Raw genomic sequence first — 16,150 nt, 5'->3', positions numbered from 1 at the left:
AGCCCGAGCTGACCCACCGAGCGCTCCCTGATCACCCGTACTCCGACACCCGGTAGAGCCAGAGGGACCCGTAACCACCATGGAGATCCGCGCCAGCACGGTGCTGCCCGCCGAGCGCCGCCCCATCACCCTGCACACCGCCGACGACCTCGAACTGGTCGGCGAACTCGCGCTCCCACCGGGCGGCGCCAAACCCGTGGCGACCCTGGTCTGCCTGCACCCGCTGCCCACAGCGGAAGGCATGATGGACAGCCACGTGTTGCGCAAGGCCGCCTTTCGGTTGCCGGCGCTCGCCGGCGTCGCGGTGCTGCGCTTCAACACGCGGGGCACCACGTCGCGCCGCGGAACCAGCCAGGGCGAGTTCGGCGAGGGCGAGGCCGAGCGTTACGACGTCGCGGCCGCCATCGAGTTCGCCGAGTTCGAAGGGCTCCCCAACCCGTGGCTGCTGGGCTGGTCGTTCGGCACGGAGTTGGCCTTGAAGTGGGGGTGCGACCCGGAGGTGTCCGGAGCGATCCTGCTGTCGCCCCCACTGCACCGCACCACCGAGGCCGACATGGCTGTCTGGGCGGAGTCGGGCAAGCCGGTTGTGGCGCTGGTCCCGGAGTTCGACGACTACCTGCGCCCGGACGAGGCGCGGACGCGCTTCTCCGCGATCCCGCGGGCCGAGGTCATCGGGGTGGACAACGCTAAGCACCTCTGGGTCGGCGAACCGTACGTCCGCATCGTGCTCGACGAGGTCGTCCGGCGCGTGGCGCCCGATGCCCACCCGCTGCCCACCGAGTGGGACGGCCCCTTCGAGCGCGACACGATGTAGTCAGCCAGTAGAGATTTGTTAGCCGATCTTGCGGGTTTCGTTCCTTCAACGCGCGGTGGGGTTTCGGTGTTTCGGGGCGAGGGTCGTGGGTGGGCCGACCACCGGTACGGGTGCCCGATGGTGGCGCGCCCGACGAAAAGCGGCGACGAAGGCGGCGGATGGGCAGGCCCGCGGGGGCGCATCTGGTGCCCGGTGGTGGGGCGGCCAACGGGGGTGGCGCGGGCCCTCTCGGGGTGGAGACCGGCCCCGCGCCGGGCCGTTTCGCACCGAAGGTGACCGTGCAGACATTCTCGGCGCTGAGAATGTCTGCCCAGACACCCTCGAGGCACAATGGCGCGGCGCAGGGCCGGTCTCCGCCCCGAGAACGTTCGCAACGCGCCCACCGCACCGACTATCGCCACCCCAGCCACGCACCGTCCTCGCCGCCCTCGTCGGGCGCGTCACCATCGGGCACCCGCACCGATTACCGGGGGCGGGCCCACCCGGCGCCTTCGCTGCCGCTTTCGTCGGGCGCGTCACCACACGCTCACCGCACCGATGGGCACCCGCTCGAGCGTCCTCGCCCCACCCCCAAGCACCGAAACCCCACCGCGCGGCGAAGGAACGAAATCCGCGAGAAGCCTCGGTGACGGGCCCAACGCGAAACGCGCGGTCGGGAAACCCCGACCGCGCGTTTCGCGGTGTGCCCGCCGGCCAGTACCTGACCGGCTACGCGGTGCCCTGGCGCGCGAGACCGCCGCGGCCGGGCATCCGGACTACTCCTGCCACCAGTCCTCGTCGTCCTCGGCAGCGGCCGAGTTGGCGTTGGCGGCCACCGGCTGCTTATTGCCGTTCGACTGCTTGGGCTGCTGCTGCTTCGGCTCGGACGCCGGTTTGGCGGCCTCCTCGCCCTTGGTGCCCTCGATGGCGGCCGGTTCCTCCGCCGCGGGCGCGGCCGGGGCCGCCGCGGGAGCCGGAGGGCCATCGCCACCACCGAGCAGTTGGCGAAGCTGCTGCAGGTGCGACTGGATGCTGTCGCGCTGCCGGTTCAGCTCGTCGACCTGCTGCTGGGCCGCGGTCATGATGCGGTCGGCTTCCGACTTGGCATCGCTGACCATGTGCTCGCTCTTGGACTTGGCTTCGGACGTGATCTGGTCGGCCGTCTTCTTGGCCTGGTTCACGACCTGCTTGGCGTGCTGCTCCGCCTCGCGGCGCGTCTGCTCGGCCTGGTTGCTGGCCTTGGTCGCGCGCTGTTCGGCGCTGGCGGCACGCTCCTCGGCCTCCGAGACCAGCTTCTGGGTAGCTGCCTGCGCGGCGGCGAGGCGCTCGGCGTCCTGCCGCTCGGCCTCCTCGCGCCGGTTGGCGAGCTGGATCTCGAACTCGGCTTCTTCCTGGGCCCGCTTGGCGTCGCTTTCCTCAACGGCCCGCTGCGCTTGGGCGCGCATTTCGTCGGCCTGCCGTTTGGCGGTCTGCAGCGTCTCGTCGCGCTCGCGCTTGGCCGAAGCGCGGGCCTGGGCGCACTCGCGCTCGGTGGTGGTGCGCAGTTTCGCGATCTCACCCTCGAACGTGGCGCGCTTCTCGGCGATTTCGTGGTCGACCGCGGACCGCTTTTTCTGCACCTCGCGCTCGGTGGTCGAGGTGAGCTCTTCGGCCTCGCGGCTCGCCGTGGTGCGGATTTCCTCCGACTCGGCCTCGGCGGCCTGACGCATCTCGTCCGCCTCGCGCTGGGCGGTCGTCCGCAGTTCGGTGGCCTCGTTCTCGGCCGCTGAGCGCATCTCCGCGGCTTCGATCTTGGCTTCGGACTTGATGTCGTTGGCCTCGGCCCGGGCGCCCTGGACGAGTTCGGAAGCCTGCTCCTCGGCGAGCCGGAGGAGCTGCTCGATGCGCGCGCCCAGGCCGGAATAGGTCGGCCGCTCCTGTTCCTCCAGGGTGCGCTTGGTCTCGACGAGATCGTTCCGGCTCTTGTCGGCCTCTTCCTTGGCCCGCTGGAGCTCGGACTTCACCTGCTCGATGTAGGTCGTGACCTGGTGCCGGTCGTAACCGCGCAGCACCACGTCGAACTCGGTGGCTTGATTGCCTTCCTCGAAGAAATTGTTGAGCTGGGATTCAATATCGGACGACATGTGGCGGAATCCTGAACGGGAGACGAGACGGCTACATTTCGGGTGCATTCGTTCGAGTCGGGCCGCGGGCGCCGTGGCGTCGCTGCGGGGGCGCTCCGCACTCCGCCGGATCCCGCGGAGATCTACCTTCGGGGAAGACTACTCCGCGAGCTCCCGTCGCGTGCAGGAGTTGCCTCCATTGGTTTGGAGTCTTGGCGGGCAGACACCGACGCTGTACGCGCTGACCTGACTCGGTCTGCCTGAACCGGCGGGGACAGGGGGTACGCCGGGAATGATCCAGCAGCTAGCCGACTTTATCAAGCCTTGCCGGCGACGGAAGGATGATTCCGGTACCAGCACGCGAAAATAGTCCACTACGTGCATAGGGACGTGCAAGGATGCTGGAAGTGACGGTTGGGTTACGGCTCGGCCATCCGGGGGAGAGCGGTTCCGCGGACCACGGATCGTCGCGCGCACGTCACCCGTCCGAGTGGGGTGCCTGCACGATTTCGGTGAGGACCCCGCCGCAGTCCTTCGGGTGCAGGAAACTGATCCGGGAGCCCATCGAGCCGGGGCGCGGCTCGGCGCTGAGTACCCGGATGCCCTGCTCGCGGACCGTGTTCGCGGTGTCCGCGACATCAGGGGTGCCGAAGGCCACGTGGTGCAGCCCCTCGCCGTTGCGCTCCAGGAACTTCGCCACCGGGGAGTCGTCGCGAACGGGCTGCAGGAGCTGCACGTAGCTCGCCCCGCCGTCGTCGGTGCCGTTGACGCGCAGCATGGCCTCGCGCACGCCCTGCTCCTCGTTCACCTCGATGTGGGTCGGCTCGAGGCCGTAGGTGCGGCGGTAGAAGTCGACAGTGGCGTCGAGATCGCGGCACGCGATGCCTACATGGTCGATGCGGGTGAACACGGCCGGCGAACCTCCGGGTGGACGTCTGGCAGGTGGGCGTGTATGTATCGTGGCAGATCGAAAGCGTCGTCTTGGAGGCGAGCCATGCCCGGATCCGTCATCGTCAGTGGCGCCAGGACCCCTGTAGGCCGGCTGCTCGGTTCCCTGTCGGCCATGCGCGCCGTGGACCTCGGCGCCACCGCCATCGAGGCCTGCCTGGAGCGCGCCGGAGTCGAGGGTGACCAGGTCGACTATGTCGTCATGGGCCAGGTGCTGCAGGCCGGGCAGGGACAGATCCCGTCACGTCAGGCGGCGGTACAGGCCGGAGTGCCCATGAGCGTCCCCTCGCTCACCATCAACAAGGTGTGCCTCTCCGGGCTGGACGCCATCGCGCTGGCCGACCAGCTCATCGGCGCCGGCGAGTTCGACATCGTGGTCGCGGGCGGGATGGAGTCGATGACGAACGCCCCGCACCTGCTGCCCAACGCGCGGCACGGCTACAAGTACGGCTCCATCGAGGTACTCGACACGACCGCGCACGACGGGCTCACCGACGCGTTCGAGGGCGACTCCATGGGCGCCTCGACCGAGCGGCACAACGCTCGCCTGGACATCGGACGCGAGGAGCAGGACGCGTTCGCCGCGCGGTCGCACCAGCGCGCCGCCGCCGCGATCAAGGACGGCCGGTTCGGCGCCGAGATCGTGCCGGTGAGCATCCCGCAGCGCAAGGCCGCGCCCTTGGTGGTCAGCGAGGACGAGGGGGTCCGGCCCGAGACCACCGCTGAGGGCCTGGCGAAGCTGCGCCCGGCATTCGACTCCGGCGGGACCATCACCGCGGGCTCCTCCTCGCAGATCTCCGACGGCGCCTGCGCTGTGCTTGTCATGAGTCGCGAGCGAGCCGAGGAGCTGGGCTGCCCGATCCTGGCTGAGGTCGGCGCGCACGGCAATGTCGCCGGGCCCGACAACTCGCTGCAGTCCCAGCCCGCCAACGCCATCACACACGCGCTGGGCAAGGGGGACGCCGCGGTCGCCGACCTCGACCTGGTGGAGATCAACGAGGCGTTCGCCTGTGTCGCCGTGCAGTCCGTGCGCGATCTCGGAGTTTCCGAGGAGATCGTCAACGTCGACGGCGGCGCGATCGCACTCGGGCACCCCATCGGGGCTTCGGGCGCGCGGATCGCCCTGCACCTGGTGCACGAGCTCCGCCGCCGCGGTGGCGGGTTGGGGGCGGCGGCCCTGTGCGGCGGCGGCGGTCAGGGGGATGCGCTGCTGTTCCGGGTTCCCGGCGCCTAGATGGGCACCAATGCCGCCGATCTGGTCGCCCGCACGCTGCGGGGCGACCGCCGCGCCGTCGCTCGCGCGATCTCGCTGGTCGAGGACGCCGCGCCGGAGCTGCGCGAGATCATGGCCGGGCTCGCCCCGCGGACCGGCCGGGCCCGGTTCGTCGGGCTCACCGGCTCGCCCGGTGTCGGTAAGTCGACCACGACCAGCGCGCTGGTGACGGCCCTGCGCGAACGCGGCGAGAGTGTCGGGGTGCTCGCGGTCGACCCGTCGTCCCCGTTCACCGGTGGGGCGCTACTCGGCGACCGGGTCCGGATGCAGGAACACGCCACTGACAGCGGCGTGTTCATCCGCTCCATGGCCAGCCGGGGGCACCTGGGCGGGCTGTCGTGGGCGACCCCGCACGCCCTGCGGGTGCTGGACGCCGCGGGGTTCGACGTCATCCTGGTGGAGACGGTCGGAGTCGGCCAGGCCGAGGTCGACATCGCCCGGCACGCCGACAGCACGGTCGTGCTGTGCGCCCCGGGTATGGGCGACAGCGTCCAGGCGGCCAAGGCCGGGGTGTTGGAGGTCGCCGACGTCTTCGTGGTGAACAAGGCCGACCGCGAGGGCGCCCGTGCGACCGTGCGCGAGCTGCGCCAGATGGTGTCCCAGGCCGAGCGCGGCCCCGACGAGTGGCGGCCACCGATCGTGAGCACCGTGGCCGCCTCGGGCACGGGGATTGGCGAGCTGGTGCAGCGCCTCGACGAGCACCTCGCGCACCTGCGCGCCTCCGGTGAGCTCGACCGGCGCCGGCACGCACGGGCGCGTGAGGAGATCGAGGCGATCGTGCTGCACGCACTCCGCGAACGTGTCGGTGACGTGCACGGTCACGCGGCGCTGGACAAGCTGGCCGGCGAGGTCGCCGCGGGCAGTGGGGATCCCTACAGTGCGGCCGGCACCCTGCTGGCGGCGCTCGACCAGTAACCCCCGCCGCTGTCCGGGGCGGCGTCGCGCCGAGTGGCGCCGGGGTGAACAGGCCACGGCCGGTGGCCGCGGCCGTTCGCTACAGTGGCGACGTGGGAAACCCGCTGAATCTACCCTTTGACCCGATCGAACGTGCCCATGAGAACTGGACTCGCAGGTGGGGCGCGTCGCCGGCGATGGCCGCGGTGACCTCGATCATGCGGGCGCAGCAGATCCTCATCGGCCAGCTCGACAACGCGCTCAAGCCCTACGAGCTGACGTTCGCGCGCTACGAGGCGCTGGTGCTGCTGACCTTCAGCGCCACGGGGCAGGTACCGCTCGGCAAGATCGGGGAGCGCCTCATGGTCCACCCCACGAGCGTGACCAACACGATCGACCGGCTGGAGCGCCAGGGGCTGGTCCGGCGCAGGCCCAACCCGAATGACGGCCGGGGAACCCTCGCCGAGATCACCGACTCCGGGCGGGAGGTCGTCGAGCACGCCACCCGCGACCTGCTGGCCATGGAGTTCGGTCTTGACTGCTACGACGACGACGAGCTGTGGCAGATCCACACGCTGTTCGCGAAGCTGCGGGTGAACTTCGGGGACTTCCCCGGCGGGCCGGACACGATGCGGGAGCCTACCGAAAAATAGTAGGAAGACCTAGTATCGGACCCATGGCTGAGAATATCGAGGCGGGCCGGGTCCGCTGGCAAGCCCGGTACGAGGCGGCCCGCAAGCGCGACGCCGACTTCACGACCCTCTCCGGACAGCAGGTCGAGCCCGTCTACGGCCCACCCGAGGGCGCCGAGTACCCGGGGTTCGACCGCATCGGCTGGCCCGGCGAGTTCCCGTTCACCCGCGGGCTGTACTCCACGGGATACCGCGGTCGGACCTGGACGATCCGCCAGTTCGCGGGATTCGGCAACGCGAAGCAGACCAACGAGCGCTACCGGATGATCCTGGAGTCCGGGGGAGGCGGGCTGTCCGTCGCCTTCGACATGCCGACCCTCATGGGCTACGACTCCGACGACCCCCAGGCCCTGGGCGAGGTGGGGCACTGCGGCGTGGCGGTCGACTCCGTGGCCGACATGGACACCCTGTTCGACTCCATCCCGCTCGGCGCCACCACCACCTCGATGACCATCAGCGGCCCGGCCGTACCGGTGTTCTGCATGTACCTCGCCGCCGCCGAGCGCCAGGGCCAGGACATCTCCCTGCTCAACGGCACCCTGCAGACCGACATCTTCAAGGAGTACATCGCCCAGAAGGAGTGGCTGTACCCGCCCAGGCCGCACCTGCGGCTGATCGGCGACCTCATGGAGTACTGCGCCGAGCGGATCCCGGCGTTCAAGCCGCTGTCGGTCTCCGGGTACCACATCCGCGAAGCGGGGGCGACGGCCGCCCAGGAGCTCGCCTTCACCCTCGCTGACGGGTTCGGCTACGTCGAGCTCGGCCTGTCGCGCGGGCTCGACGTCGACACGTTCGCGCCGGGCCTGTCCTTCTTCTTCGACGCCCACCTCGACTTCTTCGAGGAGATCGCCAAGTTCCGGGCGGCCCGCCGCATCTGGGCCCGCTGGATGCGCGACCGCTACGGCGCCACCACGGAGAAGGCGCAGTGGCTGCGCTTCCACACCCAGACCGCGGGCGTCTCGCTCACCGCGCAGCAGCCCCACAACAACGTGGTCCGCACCGCCCTCGAAGCCCTCTCCGCGGTGCTCGGCGGAACGAACTCGCTGCACACCAACGCCCTCGACGAGACCCTCGCGCTGCCCACAGAGCAGTCCGCCGAGATCGCCCTGCGCACCCAGCAGGTGATCATGGAGGAGACCGGGGTGGTCAACGTGGCCGATCCCCTCGGCGGCTCGTGGTACCTGGAGGCCCTCACCGACCGGATCGAGGCCGAGGCCGAGCGGATCTTCGAGCAGATCCTGCGCATGGGGGGCGGCGCGGACGCGGAGCACGAGATCGGCCCGATGACCTCGGGCATCCTCGCCGGAATCGACAACGGGTGGTTCAGCTCCGAGATCGCGGAGTCGGCCTTCCAGTACCAGCAGGCGCTGGAGAAGGACGAGAAGCGCATCGTCGGCGTGAACTGCCACACCAGCACCGTCTCGGGCGAGCTGGAGATCCTGCGGATCAGCCACGAGGTGGAGCGGGAACAGCGCGCGGCGCTCGCCGACCGCCGGGCCAACCGCGATCAGGCGGCGGTCGACGCCGCTCTGGACCGCCTGCTGGCCGCCACTCGCGCTCCGGAACGCAGCGGCAACCTGATACCGGTGATCCTGGACGCCGCCCGCGCCGATGCCACCCTCGGTGAGATCTGCCGGACGATGGGTGAGGAATTCGGGGGCTACGTGGAGGCTCCGCGGTTCTGACAGCCGCCGCGGGTCGATCACCAAGCTGTTTCGTGGACCGCATCCGTTTCCGATGCGGCAGGATGGAAACATGCAGCCTTCGGACTACTCCACGCAGAGCGCGGTCGACCTCGGAGCTCGCAAGGCGGCCTTGGAACGCGAGGCCAAGCGCGAGGCCGAGGCGTCGTCCGGCAAAGCCAACCCGTACGCGCTCGATGCCGACGAGCAGAACTTCCAGAATGACGTTCTCGAACGCTCAATGAACGTCCCTGTCGTCCTTGCGGTGCTGGCCACCTGGTCTGAGCAGGCCAAGCAGGTCGAGTCCGCCCTCGACTCGCTGTGCGCCCAGGCGGGTGGCCAGTGGTACGTCGCCAAGGTCGACACAGACGCCAGCCCGCAGCTCGCCCAGGCGCTGCGTGCCTCGACCGTTCCCATGGTCGCCATGGTCATCGGCGGCCAGGTCGTCCCCGGCCCCACCGGTGCGGCCACCCAGGACCAGTTGCGTGAATGGCTCACGCAGATCTTCGACGGGCTGCGCCAGCAGGGCGTACTGCCGGAGAACTACACCGGGCTGGGCCCGCCGGACGCCGAAACGCAGGCGGGCGACGAAGCCGGTGACCAGCAGGAGCAGCAGGAACCGGCGGGCGACCCGTTGGACGCCGAAGCGCAGGAGGCGCTGCAGCGCGGCGACTTCGAAGCCGCCGAGGCGGTCTACGCCAAGGCCCTGGAGGGCGACCCGAAGAACGAGAACGCCCGGATGAAGCTGGCGCAGATCCGCCTGGTGGGCCGGGTGCGGGAGCTCGAGGCCGAATCCGCGCGGCGCGACGCCGCCGAGCGTCCCGATGACGTCGACGCCCAGATCAAGGTCGCCGATATCGACATGTACGGCGGCAAGTTCGAGGACGCCTTCGACCGGCTGATCGCGACCGTGCGCCGCACCCGCGACGAGGACCGCGACCGGGCGCGGGAGCACCTGTTGCACCTGTTCGACGCGCTCCCTTCGGGCGACTCCCGCGTGGCCAAGGCGCGGCGCGGCCTGACCTCGGCGCTGTTCTAGGGGATGAGCGACACCGGCCTCGACACCCGCGCGTGGCCGGTTCGCTACATAACGGGCCACTAGTGTCCGGGTTGAGCGGGTAAGACCGGAGCCACAGAGGTATGGCGCTGATCAGGTGGTGGCCCGGATGACCTACGTGGTGACGATTTCCGCGACCTACGGAGCCGGCGGGAGCGCCATAGGGCGCTCCGTGGCCGAGCGACTGGACGTCCCCTTCGTCGACCGGGCTGTCCCGAACGAGGTGGCCCGGGAGATCGGGTGCCGGCTCGAGGACGTGCTGGAGCACGACGACCGCGCCCCAGCGGGCTTCGACCGGCTGCTCGCCAGCGCCGCCAAACTGCCCAGCGTCACGCTGGGCAGCGTCGACGCCTCGTTCGTCGGCGCGACCGACGCCGACGGCCGGCTGCTCTTCGACGAGGAGTTCGTGGAGCACACCGAGCGCGTGATCCGAAAGGTCGCCTCCATCGGGGGCGTCATCCTGGGGCGCGCCGCGGCCATCGTGCTCGCCGACCACGAGCACGCCCTGCACGTGCGCCTCGACGGAGCCAGGGAGCGCCGCCTCGCCCAGGCGGCCACCATGCGCGAGGCGGTCCGCGACGAGGCTCCGGCCACCGGGGACGACGCCCCCGCCCAGGAGGCGGCCGCCTGGCAGCCGCCGACGATGCGGGAGCTCGACGACAACGACCGGGCCCGCGCCGCCTACGTGCGGCGGTTCTACCGGGTGAACGCCGAGGATCCGCGGCACTACCACCTGGTGCTCGACTCCACCGCGATCAGCCGGGAGACATGTGCCGACCTGATCGGACGGCTCGCCGCGGAACGTGCGGGCACCGGTAAATAACGCGCATACTTGACGCTGCGGCAATTATCAACACCATGGTGATCCCCCACACCGCGCCGCCCCCGAAGGGCGGCACCGGTGGGCGATCGGCCCCTTCGCCGGCGCTCGGACCAGGTGGTTCGCGCGCGGGTCGCTCCGGAGCGGTGGCACCATTGAAAGCGCGCGTGAGCGCGGAAGATCCGTTGAACTGAGGAGCTCCACGTGGCCACCCTTCCGAGCGTGTCCTATTCCATAACGGTTCGTCTGGAGCTGGACGGGCATGGCACCGCTGTCGGCAGCCTGACCAACGCCGTCGAGCACGTGGGCGGCGTCATCACCGCACTCGACGTGGCCGCCGCCGGGCACGAGCGGATCCGGATCGACGTCACGTGCGCCGCACGCGACACCGACCACGCGCAGTCCATCGTCGACGCCCTGGGAGCGCTTGAGGGTGTCGTCGTGCACAAGGTCAGTGACCGCACCTTCCTGATGCACCTCGGCGGCAAGATCGAGATGCAGTCGAAGGTGTCACTGCGCAACCGGGACGAGCTGTCCATGGCCTACACCCCGGGTGTCGCGCGGGTGTCCCAGGCCATCGCGGCGAACCCCGAGGACGCGCGCCGCCTGACCATCAAGCGCAACAGTGTGGCCGTTGTCACCGACGGCTCCGCGGTGCTGGGGCTGGGCAACGTCGGCCCCGAAGCCGCCATGCCCGTCATGGAGGGCAAGGCGGCGCTGTTCAAACGCTTCGCCGACATCGACGCCTGGCCGATCGCCCTGGACACCCAGGACGTGGACGAGATCGTGCGCACGGTCCAGGTGCTCGCACCGGGCTTCGGCGGCATCAACCTGGAGGACATATCCGCCCCGCGCTGCTTCGAGGTCGAGGAGCGGCTGCGTGAGCTCGTGGACATCCCGGTGTTCCACGACGACCAGCACGGGACCGCGATCGTTGTGCTCGCGGCCCTGAAGAACGCGCTGCGTGTGGTCGAGAAGGACCTGAGCGAGGTGCGCATCGCCATGTCGGGCGCGGGCGCGGCGGGCACCGCGATCCTGAAGCTGCTGATGCACGCCGGTGCCAAGGACGTCATCGTCTGCGACATCCACGGGGCCGTCCACGAGGGGCGCGACGGTCTGGACAGCAACCTCGGCTGGATCGCCGCGAACACCAACCCGGCAGGCTACAGCGGCGATCTCAAGGGGGCGGTGGCCGGCGCCGACGTCTTCATCGGCGTCTCTGCGCCGAACGTGCTCGGCGGTGCGGACATCGCCGAGATGAACGAGGGCGCGATCATCTTCGCGCTGGCCAACCCCGATCCCGAGGTCGACCCCGAGGTTGCCCATCTGCACGCGTCCGTTGTGGCCACCGGGCGCAGCGACTACCCGAACCAGATCAACAACGTTCTGGTGTTCCCCGGGTTCTTCCGCGGCCTGCTCGACTCGCAGAGCCACAAGGTGGACGCCGACATGATGGTGGCCGCCGCCAAAGCGCTCGCCGACGTCGTCACCGGGGACGAGATCGGACCGCACTACATCATCCCGAGCGTGTTCCACACCGACCTGGCCCAGCAGGTGGCCTCGGCGGTGCGCAACGTCGTGGTGCGGGAACAGGCCGGGCGGGGCGCCGCTGGCCGGTAGTGTCTCGGCGCGTGCTGTGGTGCCGCGCCGGACCGGCGAAGTAACCTCGCCCGCGATACACCGTCGGGGCGGCAAGCAGTGTGACCGCACGGACCACGGGAAACAGGAGGAGGCATGGACCAGCCGCTCCTCACCGGGCTCCTGCTGGTGGCGACGCCTGTGCTGGAGGATCCCAACTTCCGGCGGTCGGTTGTGCTGGTGGTCGACGACAACACCGACGAGGGCACCGTCGGCGTGATCGTGAACCGGCCCTCGGAGACGGCGGTCAGCGACGTGCTGTCCGGCTGGGGCGGCTTCGCCAGCGACCCCGCGGTGATGTTCGCCGGCGGGCCCGTGGGCACCGAGGCAGGGCTGGCGCTGGGCGTCCCCGCCAGTAGTAAGGACGCTCCTCTGGGGTGGCGGCCGCTGGAGCGGCTTGGGGAGGAGTCCCAGGTGTCCGGGCTGGGGGTCGTGGACCTGGAGACCCCACCCGAGGTCCTGGGCGGCGGGCTCGAAGCACTGCGGGTCTTCGCCGGGTACGCGGGCTGGGGCACGGAGCAGCTGCGCGCGGAGATCGACGAGGGGGCGTGGTACGTTCTTCCGGCCACCGACGCCGACGTCTTCTCGGCCGAGCCGGAAAACCTGTGGTCGCGCGTCCTCCGGCGCCAAGGAGGAGATCTCGCCTTGGTATCGACCTTCCCCGAAGATCCCAGACTGAACTGAGACTGGCGCGCCCCGGATACCGTGGGGTGAGACGTAGGAGGAGTGAGGCCACGATGTCGATGGATGCTGACACCAAGGTGCGCCCGGATACCGATACTCGGCCAGACACCCGGCACGATGACGGCGACCGCGAGCGGTACGCCCATTACGTGCAGAAGGAGAAGATCACTGAGAGCGCCGTCACTGGCAGCCCGGTGATCGCGCTGTGCGGCAAGGTGTGGGTGCCCAACCGCGACCCCAAGAAGTACCCGGTCTGCCCGGAGTGCAAGGACATCTACGCGGAGATGACGAAGTAGTCGCCGTCGCACCTGGTCGCGGCCAGCCGAGCGCCGAAAAGCCGGGAACCCCGGCCTTTTCGGGTGTCTGCGGCCCATCGGGCAAGGTACGCTCCGTCTAGACGGATCGCTGAATTCTTTGGCATTCGGCCCACCAGCCAAGAACCACGCCGCAGCGGGCGGCGCTCACCGGGTCTCGGCGCCGGCGCACCGGCGCGGGGCCTCCCCCGAGCCCCGTGGTGCGCGGATGGCTTGCCCTGAGGGTCATCGACAGGTGGTCAGATGGACTCCACAACCGAGCAGCCCGCTGCCCCCGCAGCCGGGCATGGCGGGCGCGGCCGCCGCCGGAAACCCACTCGGCGTGCGCCGACAACCGGCGACGTCGTGCGCGGCACGATCCGCTTCTTCGGTGAGCTGCTCTTCACCGCTGGGATCCTCATGCTGTTCTACGCGCTCTACGAGGTCTACGGCGGGCAGGGCGAGACCGACCGCGAGCAGGACGAGCTGGCACAGGGGCTTGAGGAGCAGTGGGACGAGCCCGGAGTTGAGCAGGGGCCCGACTCCGATCCGCTGCCGGGTTCGGCGAACAGCCGCATGTACATCCCCGAGCTGGACCTGGACTGGATCGTCGTCAACGGCGTCAGCCAGGAGGACATCAGGTACAGCCCCGGCCACTACCCGGGCAGCGCCAACGCCGGCGAGAACGGTAACTACGCTGTCGCCGGACACCGCACCCCGAACATTTTCTGGGACCTCGACCAGCTCTCCGACGGTGACGACATCGTCCTCGAGGACGCCGAGAACTTCTACACCTACGAGGTCATCGAGACCGAGGTAATCACGCCCGACCAGGTCGAGGTGGTCGACCCCGACCCGTTCGACTCGGAGAACAACGACGATCCCGAACGGACGTTGCTGACCCTCACGACCTGCCACCCGAAGCTGCAGAACGTGCAACGGTTCATCGTGCACGCCGAGATGAGCGAGACCCGTTCCAAGGACGACGGCATGCCGGAGAACATCGCCGACATGGCGCCCGAGAACGCCGACAGTGGGGAGGGATGAGTCACCGATGTACGGCCTGATCTGGCGCGTCCTGCCCGGACCGTGGTTCGTGAAGTTCACGCTCTCGCTCGGGCTGCTCGCGGGCGCCGCCGCGCTGCTCTGGTACGTCGCGTTCCCCGAGCTCGCCCCCTACATGCCGTTCCGGGACAGCGCGGTCGATGTCGAAGAGCCCCAGTCGGACGGCGGCGCCGGGCAGTCCCAGGATCAGGGCACGGGCGAGGACGACGCCGGTGGCGGCGACGGGGCTGGAGCCGGTGGGGGGAGCGGCGATACCGGGAACGACGCGCCGGCCGACGAGGAAGGCATCGTTGGCGTGGATGTCCCGATCGGCGACGACGACTCGTGAGGGCGGCCCGGAGCCGCACTGGGCAGCATGACGATCGCCACCGCCGTGCCACGAGCACCCGGTTCGCGTGGGCCGATACCCTCGTCCGGGTGAGTACCAGGGGATTCGGGGCATGACGCTTCTCGCGACCAGTACGGAGGAACGGCTGAGTGGCCTGCGCCAGTGGCAGCGCGAGGCCTTCGCGGAGTACTTCCGGCGCGACCCGCGCGACTTCCTCGCGGTCGCCACGCCGGGGGCGGGCAAGACCACGTTCGCGCTGACGCTCGCGAGCGAGCTGCTGGCGCGGCACGCGATCCGGGCGATCACCGTCGTCTGCCCGACCGAGCATCTGAAGAAACAGTGGGCGGAGGCCGCGGCCGAGTTCGGGATCGCCATCGACCCCGACTTCAAGAACGGTCAGGGCGCCCTCGGCCGGCAGTACGCCGGAGCGGCCGTTACCTACGCCCAGGTCGCCGCGCACCCGATGCTGCACCGCAACCGCACCGAGGACCGGCGCACCCTTGTGGTGTTCGACGAGGTGCACCACGCTGGCGACGCGCTCTCCTGGGGCGAGGCTGTCCGCGAGGCGTTCGACCCGGCCGCCCGGCGGCTCTCGTTGACGGGCACCCCGTTCCGCACCGACGTCAACCCGATCCCGTTCGTCGACTACGTCCAGGACCACACGGGCGTGCGCCGGTGCGCGTGGGACTACAGCTACGGCTACGCGCCAGCGCTGGCCGACGGGGTCGTGCGCCCGGTCATCTTCATGGCCTACTCGGGCGAGATGCGCTGGCGCACCAAGACCGGCGACGAGCTGGCCGCGCGGCTGGGGGAGCCGCTCACCCAGGACGCGCTCGCCCAGGCGTGGAAGGCCGCGCTCGACCCCAAGGGCGACTGGATCTCGCGGGTGCTGGAAGCGGCCGACCGCCGGCTCACCGAGGTCCGCAACAGCACCCCCGACGCCGGCGGGCTGGTGGTCGCTACCGACCACGAACACGCCCGCGCCTATGCGCGGATCCTGCGCCGGATCACCGGGCGCTCGGCCACCGTCGTGCTCTCCGACGACCCAGGGGCCAGCAAGAAGATCAAACAGTTCGCCGAGACCGACGACCGCTGGATGGTGGCGGTGCGCATGGTCTCCGAAGGGGTGGACGTCCCGCGGCTGATGGTCGGGGTCTATGCCACCTCCACCAGCACGGCGCTGTTCTTTGCCCAGGTCGTGGGGCGGTTTGTGCGAGTGCGGCAGCGCGGCGAGGTGGCTTCGGTGTTCCTGCCGTCGGTCCCGACCCTGCTGGAGTACGCCGGCGAGATGGAGCGCGAGCGCGACCACGTGCTCGACCGGCCGCCCAGGGACGACGACTTCGACGCGGAGCAGGACCTGGTCGACGAGGCGCGCAAGAAACGCGACACACCGGACGCCGGCGAGGAGCTGCCGTTCGAGACGATGGAGGCCTCGGCGGAGTTCGACCGCGCTCTCTACGACGGCTCCGAGTTCGGTGGCGGGGGCGCGCCCGGGTCACCCGAGGAGGAGGACTTCCTCGGCCTGCCCGGGCTGCTGGAACCGGAGCAGGTGTCCAAGCTGCTCCGCAAGCGCAAGACGGAGCAGCAGGCCAATGAGCGCAAGGCTCCCGACTCCGGGGCCGAGCGGGAGGCGCCCACCCACGAGGTGCTGGCCGAGCTCCGCAAGGAGCTCAACAGCCTGGTCGGCGCCTGGCACCACCGAACGAGCCGGCCGCACAGCGTGATCCACAACGAGCTGCGCCGTGTCTGCGGGGGTCCGCCCATCGCGCAGGCGTCGGCCGAGGAGATCCGGCAGCGCATCGCCAAGATCCGCGAGTGGGCCACCGGGGGGCGGTGACCCGCCCGGGCCGGGCGGGTCACCGGCAGGGACAGCCCAGCCGG

General features: G+C 70.1%; 15 protein-coding genes. 13 read left to right on the top strand and 2 right to left on the bottom strand.

Annotation, left to right across the window (positions count from 1 at the left end; all coding sequences use genetic code 11):
* Positions 1–79 precede the first annotated feature (79 nt).
* A complete protein-coding gene (locus tag F4561_RS22200; protein WP_184581281.1) occupies positions 80–814 on the top strand; it encodes an alpha/beta hydrolase in 735 nt (244 codons plus the stop codon).
* Between the two features lie 755 nt (positions 815–1,569).
* Here the strand turns inward: F4561_RS22200 and F4561_RS22195 are convergent.
* Positions 1,570–2,916 carry a DivIVA domain-containing protein gene (locus tag F4561_RS22195; RefSeq protein WP_184581280.1) on the bottom strand — a complete coding sequence of 449 codons (1,347 nt, stop codon included), beginning with the start codon at positions 2,914–2,916 and terminating at the stop codon, positions 1,570–1,572.
* Positions 2,917–3,373: 457 nt separating this feature from the next.
* The gene (mce, locus tag F4561_RS22190) at positions 3,374–3,805 is read right to left on the bottom strand and encodes a methylmalonyl-CoA epimerase (protein WP_184581279.1); all 432 of its coding nucleotides are present in this window, start codon (positions 3,803–3,805) and stop codon (positions 3,374–3,376) included.
* Between the two features lie 84 nt (positions 3,806–3,889).
* On the opposite strand from mce, the gene F4561_RS22185 reads away from it, so the two are divergent.
* From F4561_RS22185 to F4561_RS22130, 12 genes are all read left to right on the top strand, one after another.
* Positions 3,890–5,077 (top strand): acetyl-CoA C-acetyltransferase, encoded by a 1,188-nt coding sequence (locus F4561_RS22185; RefSeq protein ID WP_184581278.1) that lies wholly within the window; start codon positions 3,890–3,892, stop codon positions 5,075–5,077.
* Positions 5,078–6,031, top strand: coding sequence for a methylmalonyl Co-A mutase-associated GTPase MeaB (meaB, locus tag F4561_RS22180; protein WP_184581277.1), 954 nt, complete (start codon positions 5,078–5,080; stop codon positions 6,029–6,031).
* Positions 6,032–6,123: 92 nt separating this feature from the next.
* Positions 6,124–6,663, top strand: a complete 540-nt coding sequence (locus F4561_RS22175; RefSeq protein ID WP_184581276.1) for a MarR family winged helix-turn-helix transcriptional regulator — start codon at positions 6,124–6,126, stop codon at positions 6,661–6,663.
* A 23-nt stretch (positions 6,664–6,686) separates the two neighbouring features.
* On the top strand, positions 6,687–8,387 hold the full coding sequence (gene icmA, locus F4561_RS22170; RefSeq protein ID WP_184581275.1) for a coenzyme B12-dependent isobutyryl-CoA mutase large subunit: 1,701 nt from the start codon (positions 6,687–6,689) through the stop codon (positions 8,385–8,387).
* Between the two features lie 70 nt (positions 8,388–8,457).
* Positions 8,458–9,423 (top strand): tetratricopeptide repeat protein, encoded by a 966-nt coding sequence (locus F4561_RS22165; protein WP_184581274.1) that lies wholly within the window; start codon positions 8,458–8,460, stop codon positions 9,421–9,423.
* Between the two features lie 127 nt (positions 9,424–9,550).
* Positions 9,551–10,264, top strand: coding sequence for a cytidylate kinase-like family protein (locus F4561_RS22160; RefSeq protein WP_184581273.1), 714 nt, complete (start codon positions 9,551–9,553; stop codon positions 10,262–10,264).
* 201 nt (positions 10,265–10,465) lie between these two features.
* Positions 10,466–11,881, top strand: coding sequence for an NAD-dependent malic enzyme (locus F4561_RS22155; RefSeq protein WP_184581272.1), 1,416 nt, complete (start codon positions 10,466–10,468; stop codon positions 11,879–11,881).
* A 114-nt stretch (positions 11,882–11,995) separates the two neighbouring features.
* Positions 11,996–12,583: a YqgE/AlgH family protein gene (locus F4561_RS22150; protein WP_184581271.1), complete on the top strand. Its 588-nt coding sequence runs from the start codon at positions 11,996–11,998 to the stop codon at positions 12,581–12,583.
* 53 nt (positions 12,584–12,636) lie between these two features.
* Positions 12,637–12,879 carry a DUF3039 domain-containing protein gene (locus tag F4561_RS22145; RefSeq protein WP_184581270.1) on the top strand — a complete coding sequence of 81 codons (243 nt, stop codon included), beginning with the start codon at positions 12,637–12,639 and terminating at the stop codon, positions 12,877–12,879.
* A gap of 261 nt (positions 12,880–13,140) precedes the next feature.
* Entirely contained in the window at positions 13,141–13,923 is a 783-nt protein-coding gene (locus F4561_RS22140; protein ID WP_184581269.1) for a class E sortase, read from the top strand.
* 7 nt (positions 13,924–13,930) lie between these two features.
* Positions 13,931–14,269, top strand: coding sequence for a hypothetical protein (locus F4561_RS22135; protein ID WP_184584270.1), 339 nt, complete (start codon positions 13,931–13,933; stop codon positions 14,267–14,269).
* Positions 14,270–14,381: 112 nt separating this feature from the next.
* On the top strand, positions 14,382–16,106 hold the full coding sequence (locus F4561_RS22130; RefSeq protein ID WP_184581268.1) for a DEAD/DEAH box helicase: 1,725 nt from the start codon (positions 14,382–14,384) through the stop codon (positions 16,104–16,106).
* Positions 16,107–16,150: the final 44 nt, after the last annotated feature.

Origin of the sequence: Lipingzhangella halophila (genome assembly GCF_014203805.1) — a bacterium.
Taxonomy (GTDB): Bacteria; Actinomycetota; Actinomycetes; order Streptosporangiales; family Streptosporangiaceae; genus Lipingzhangella; species Lipingzhangella halophila.
Note: the sequence above shows the minus strand (reverse complement) of the source record. Positions and strands in the feature narration are given on the sequence as shown.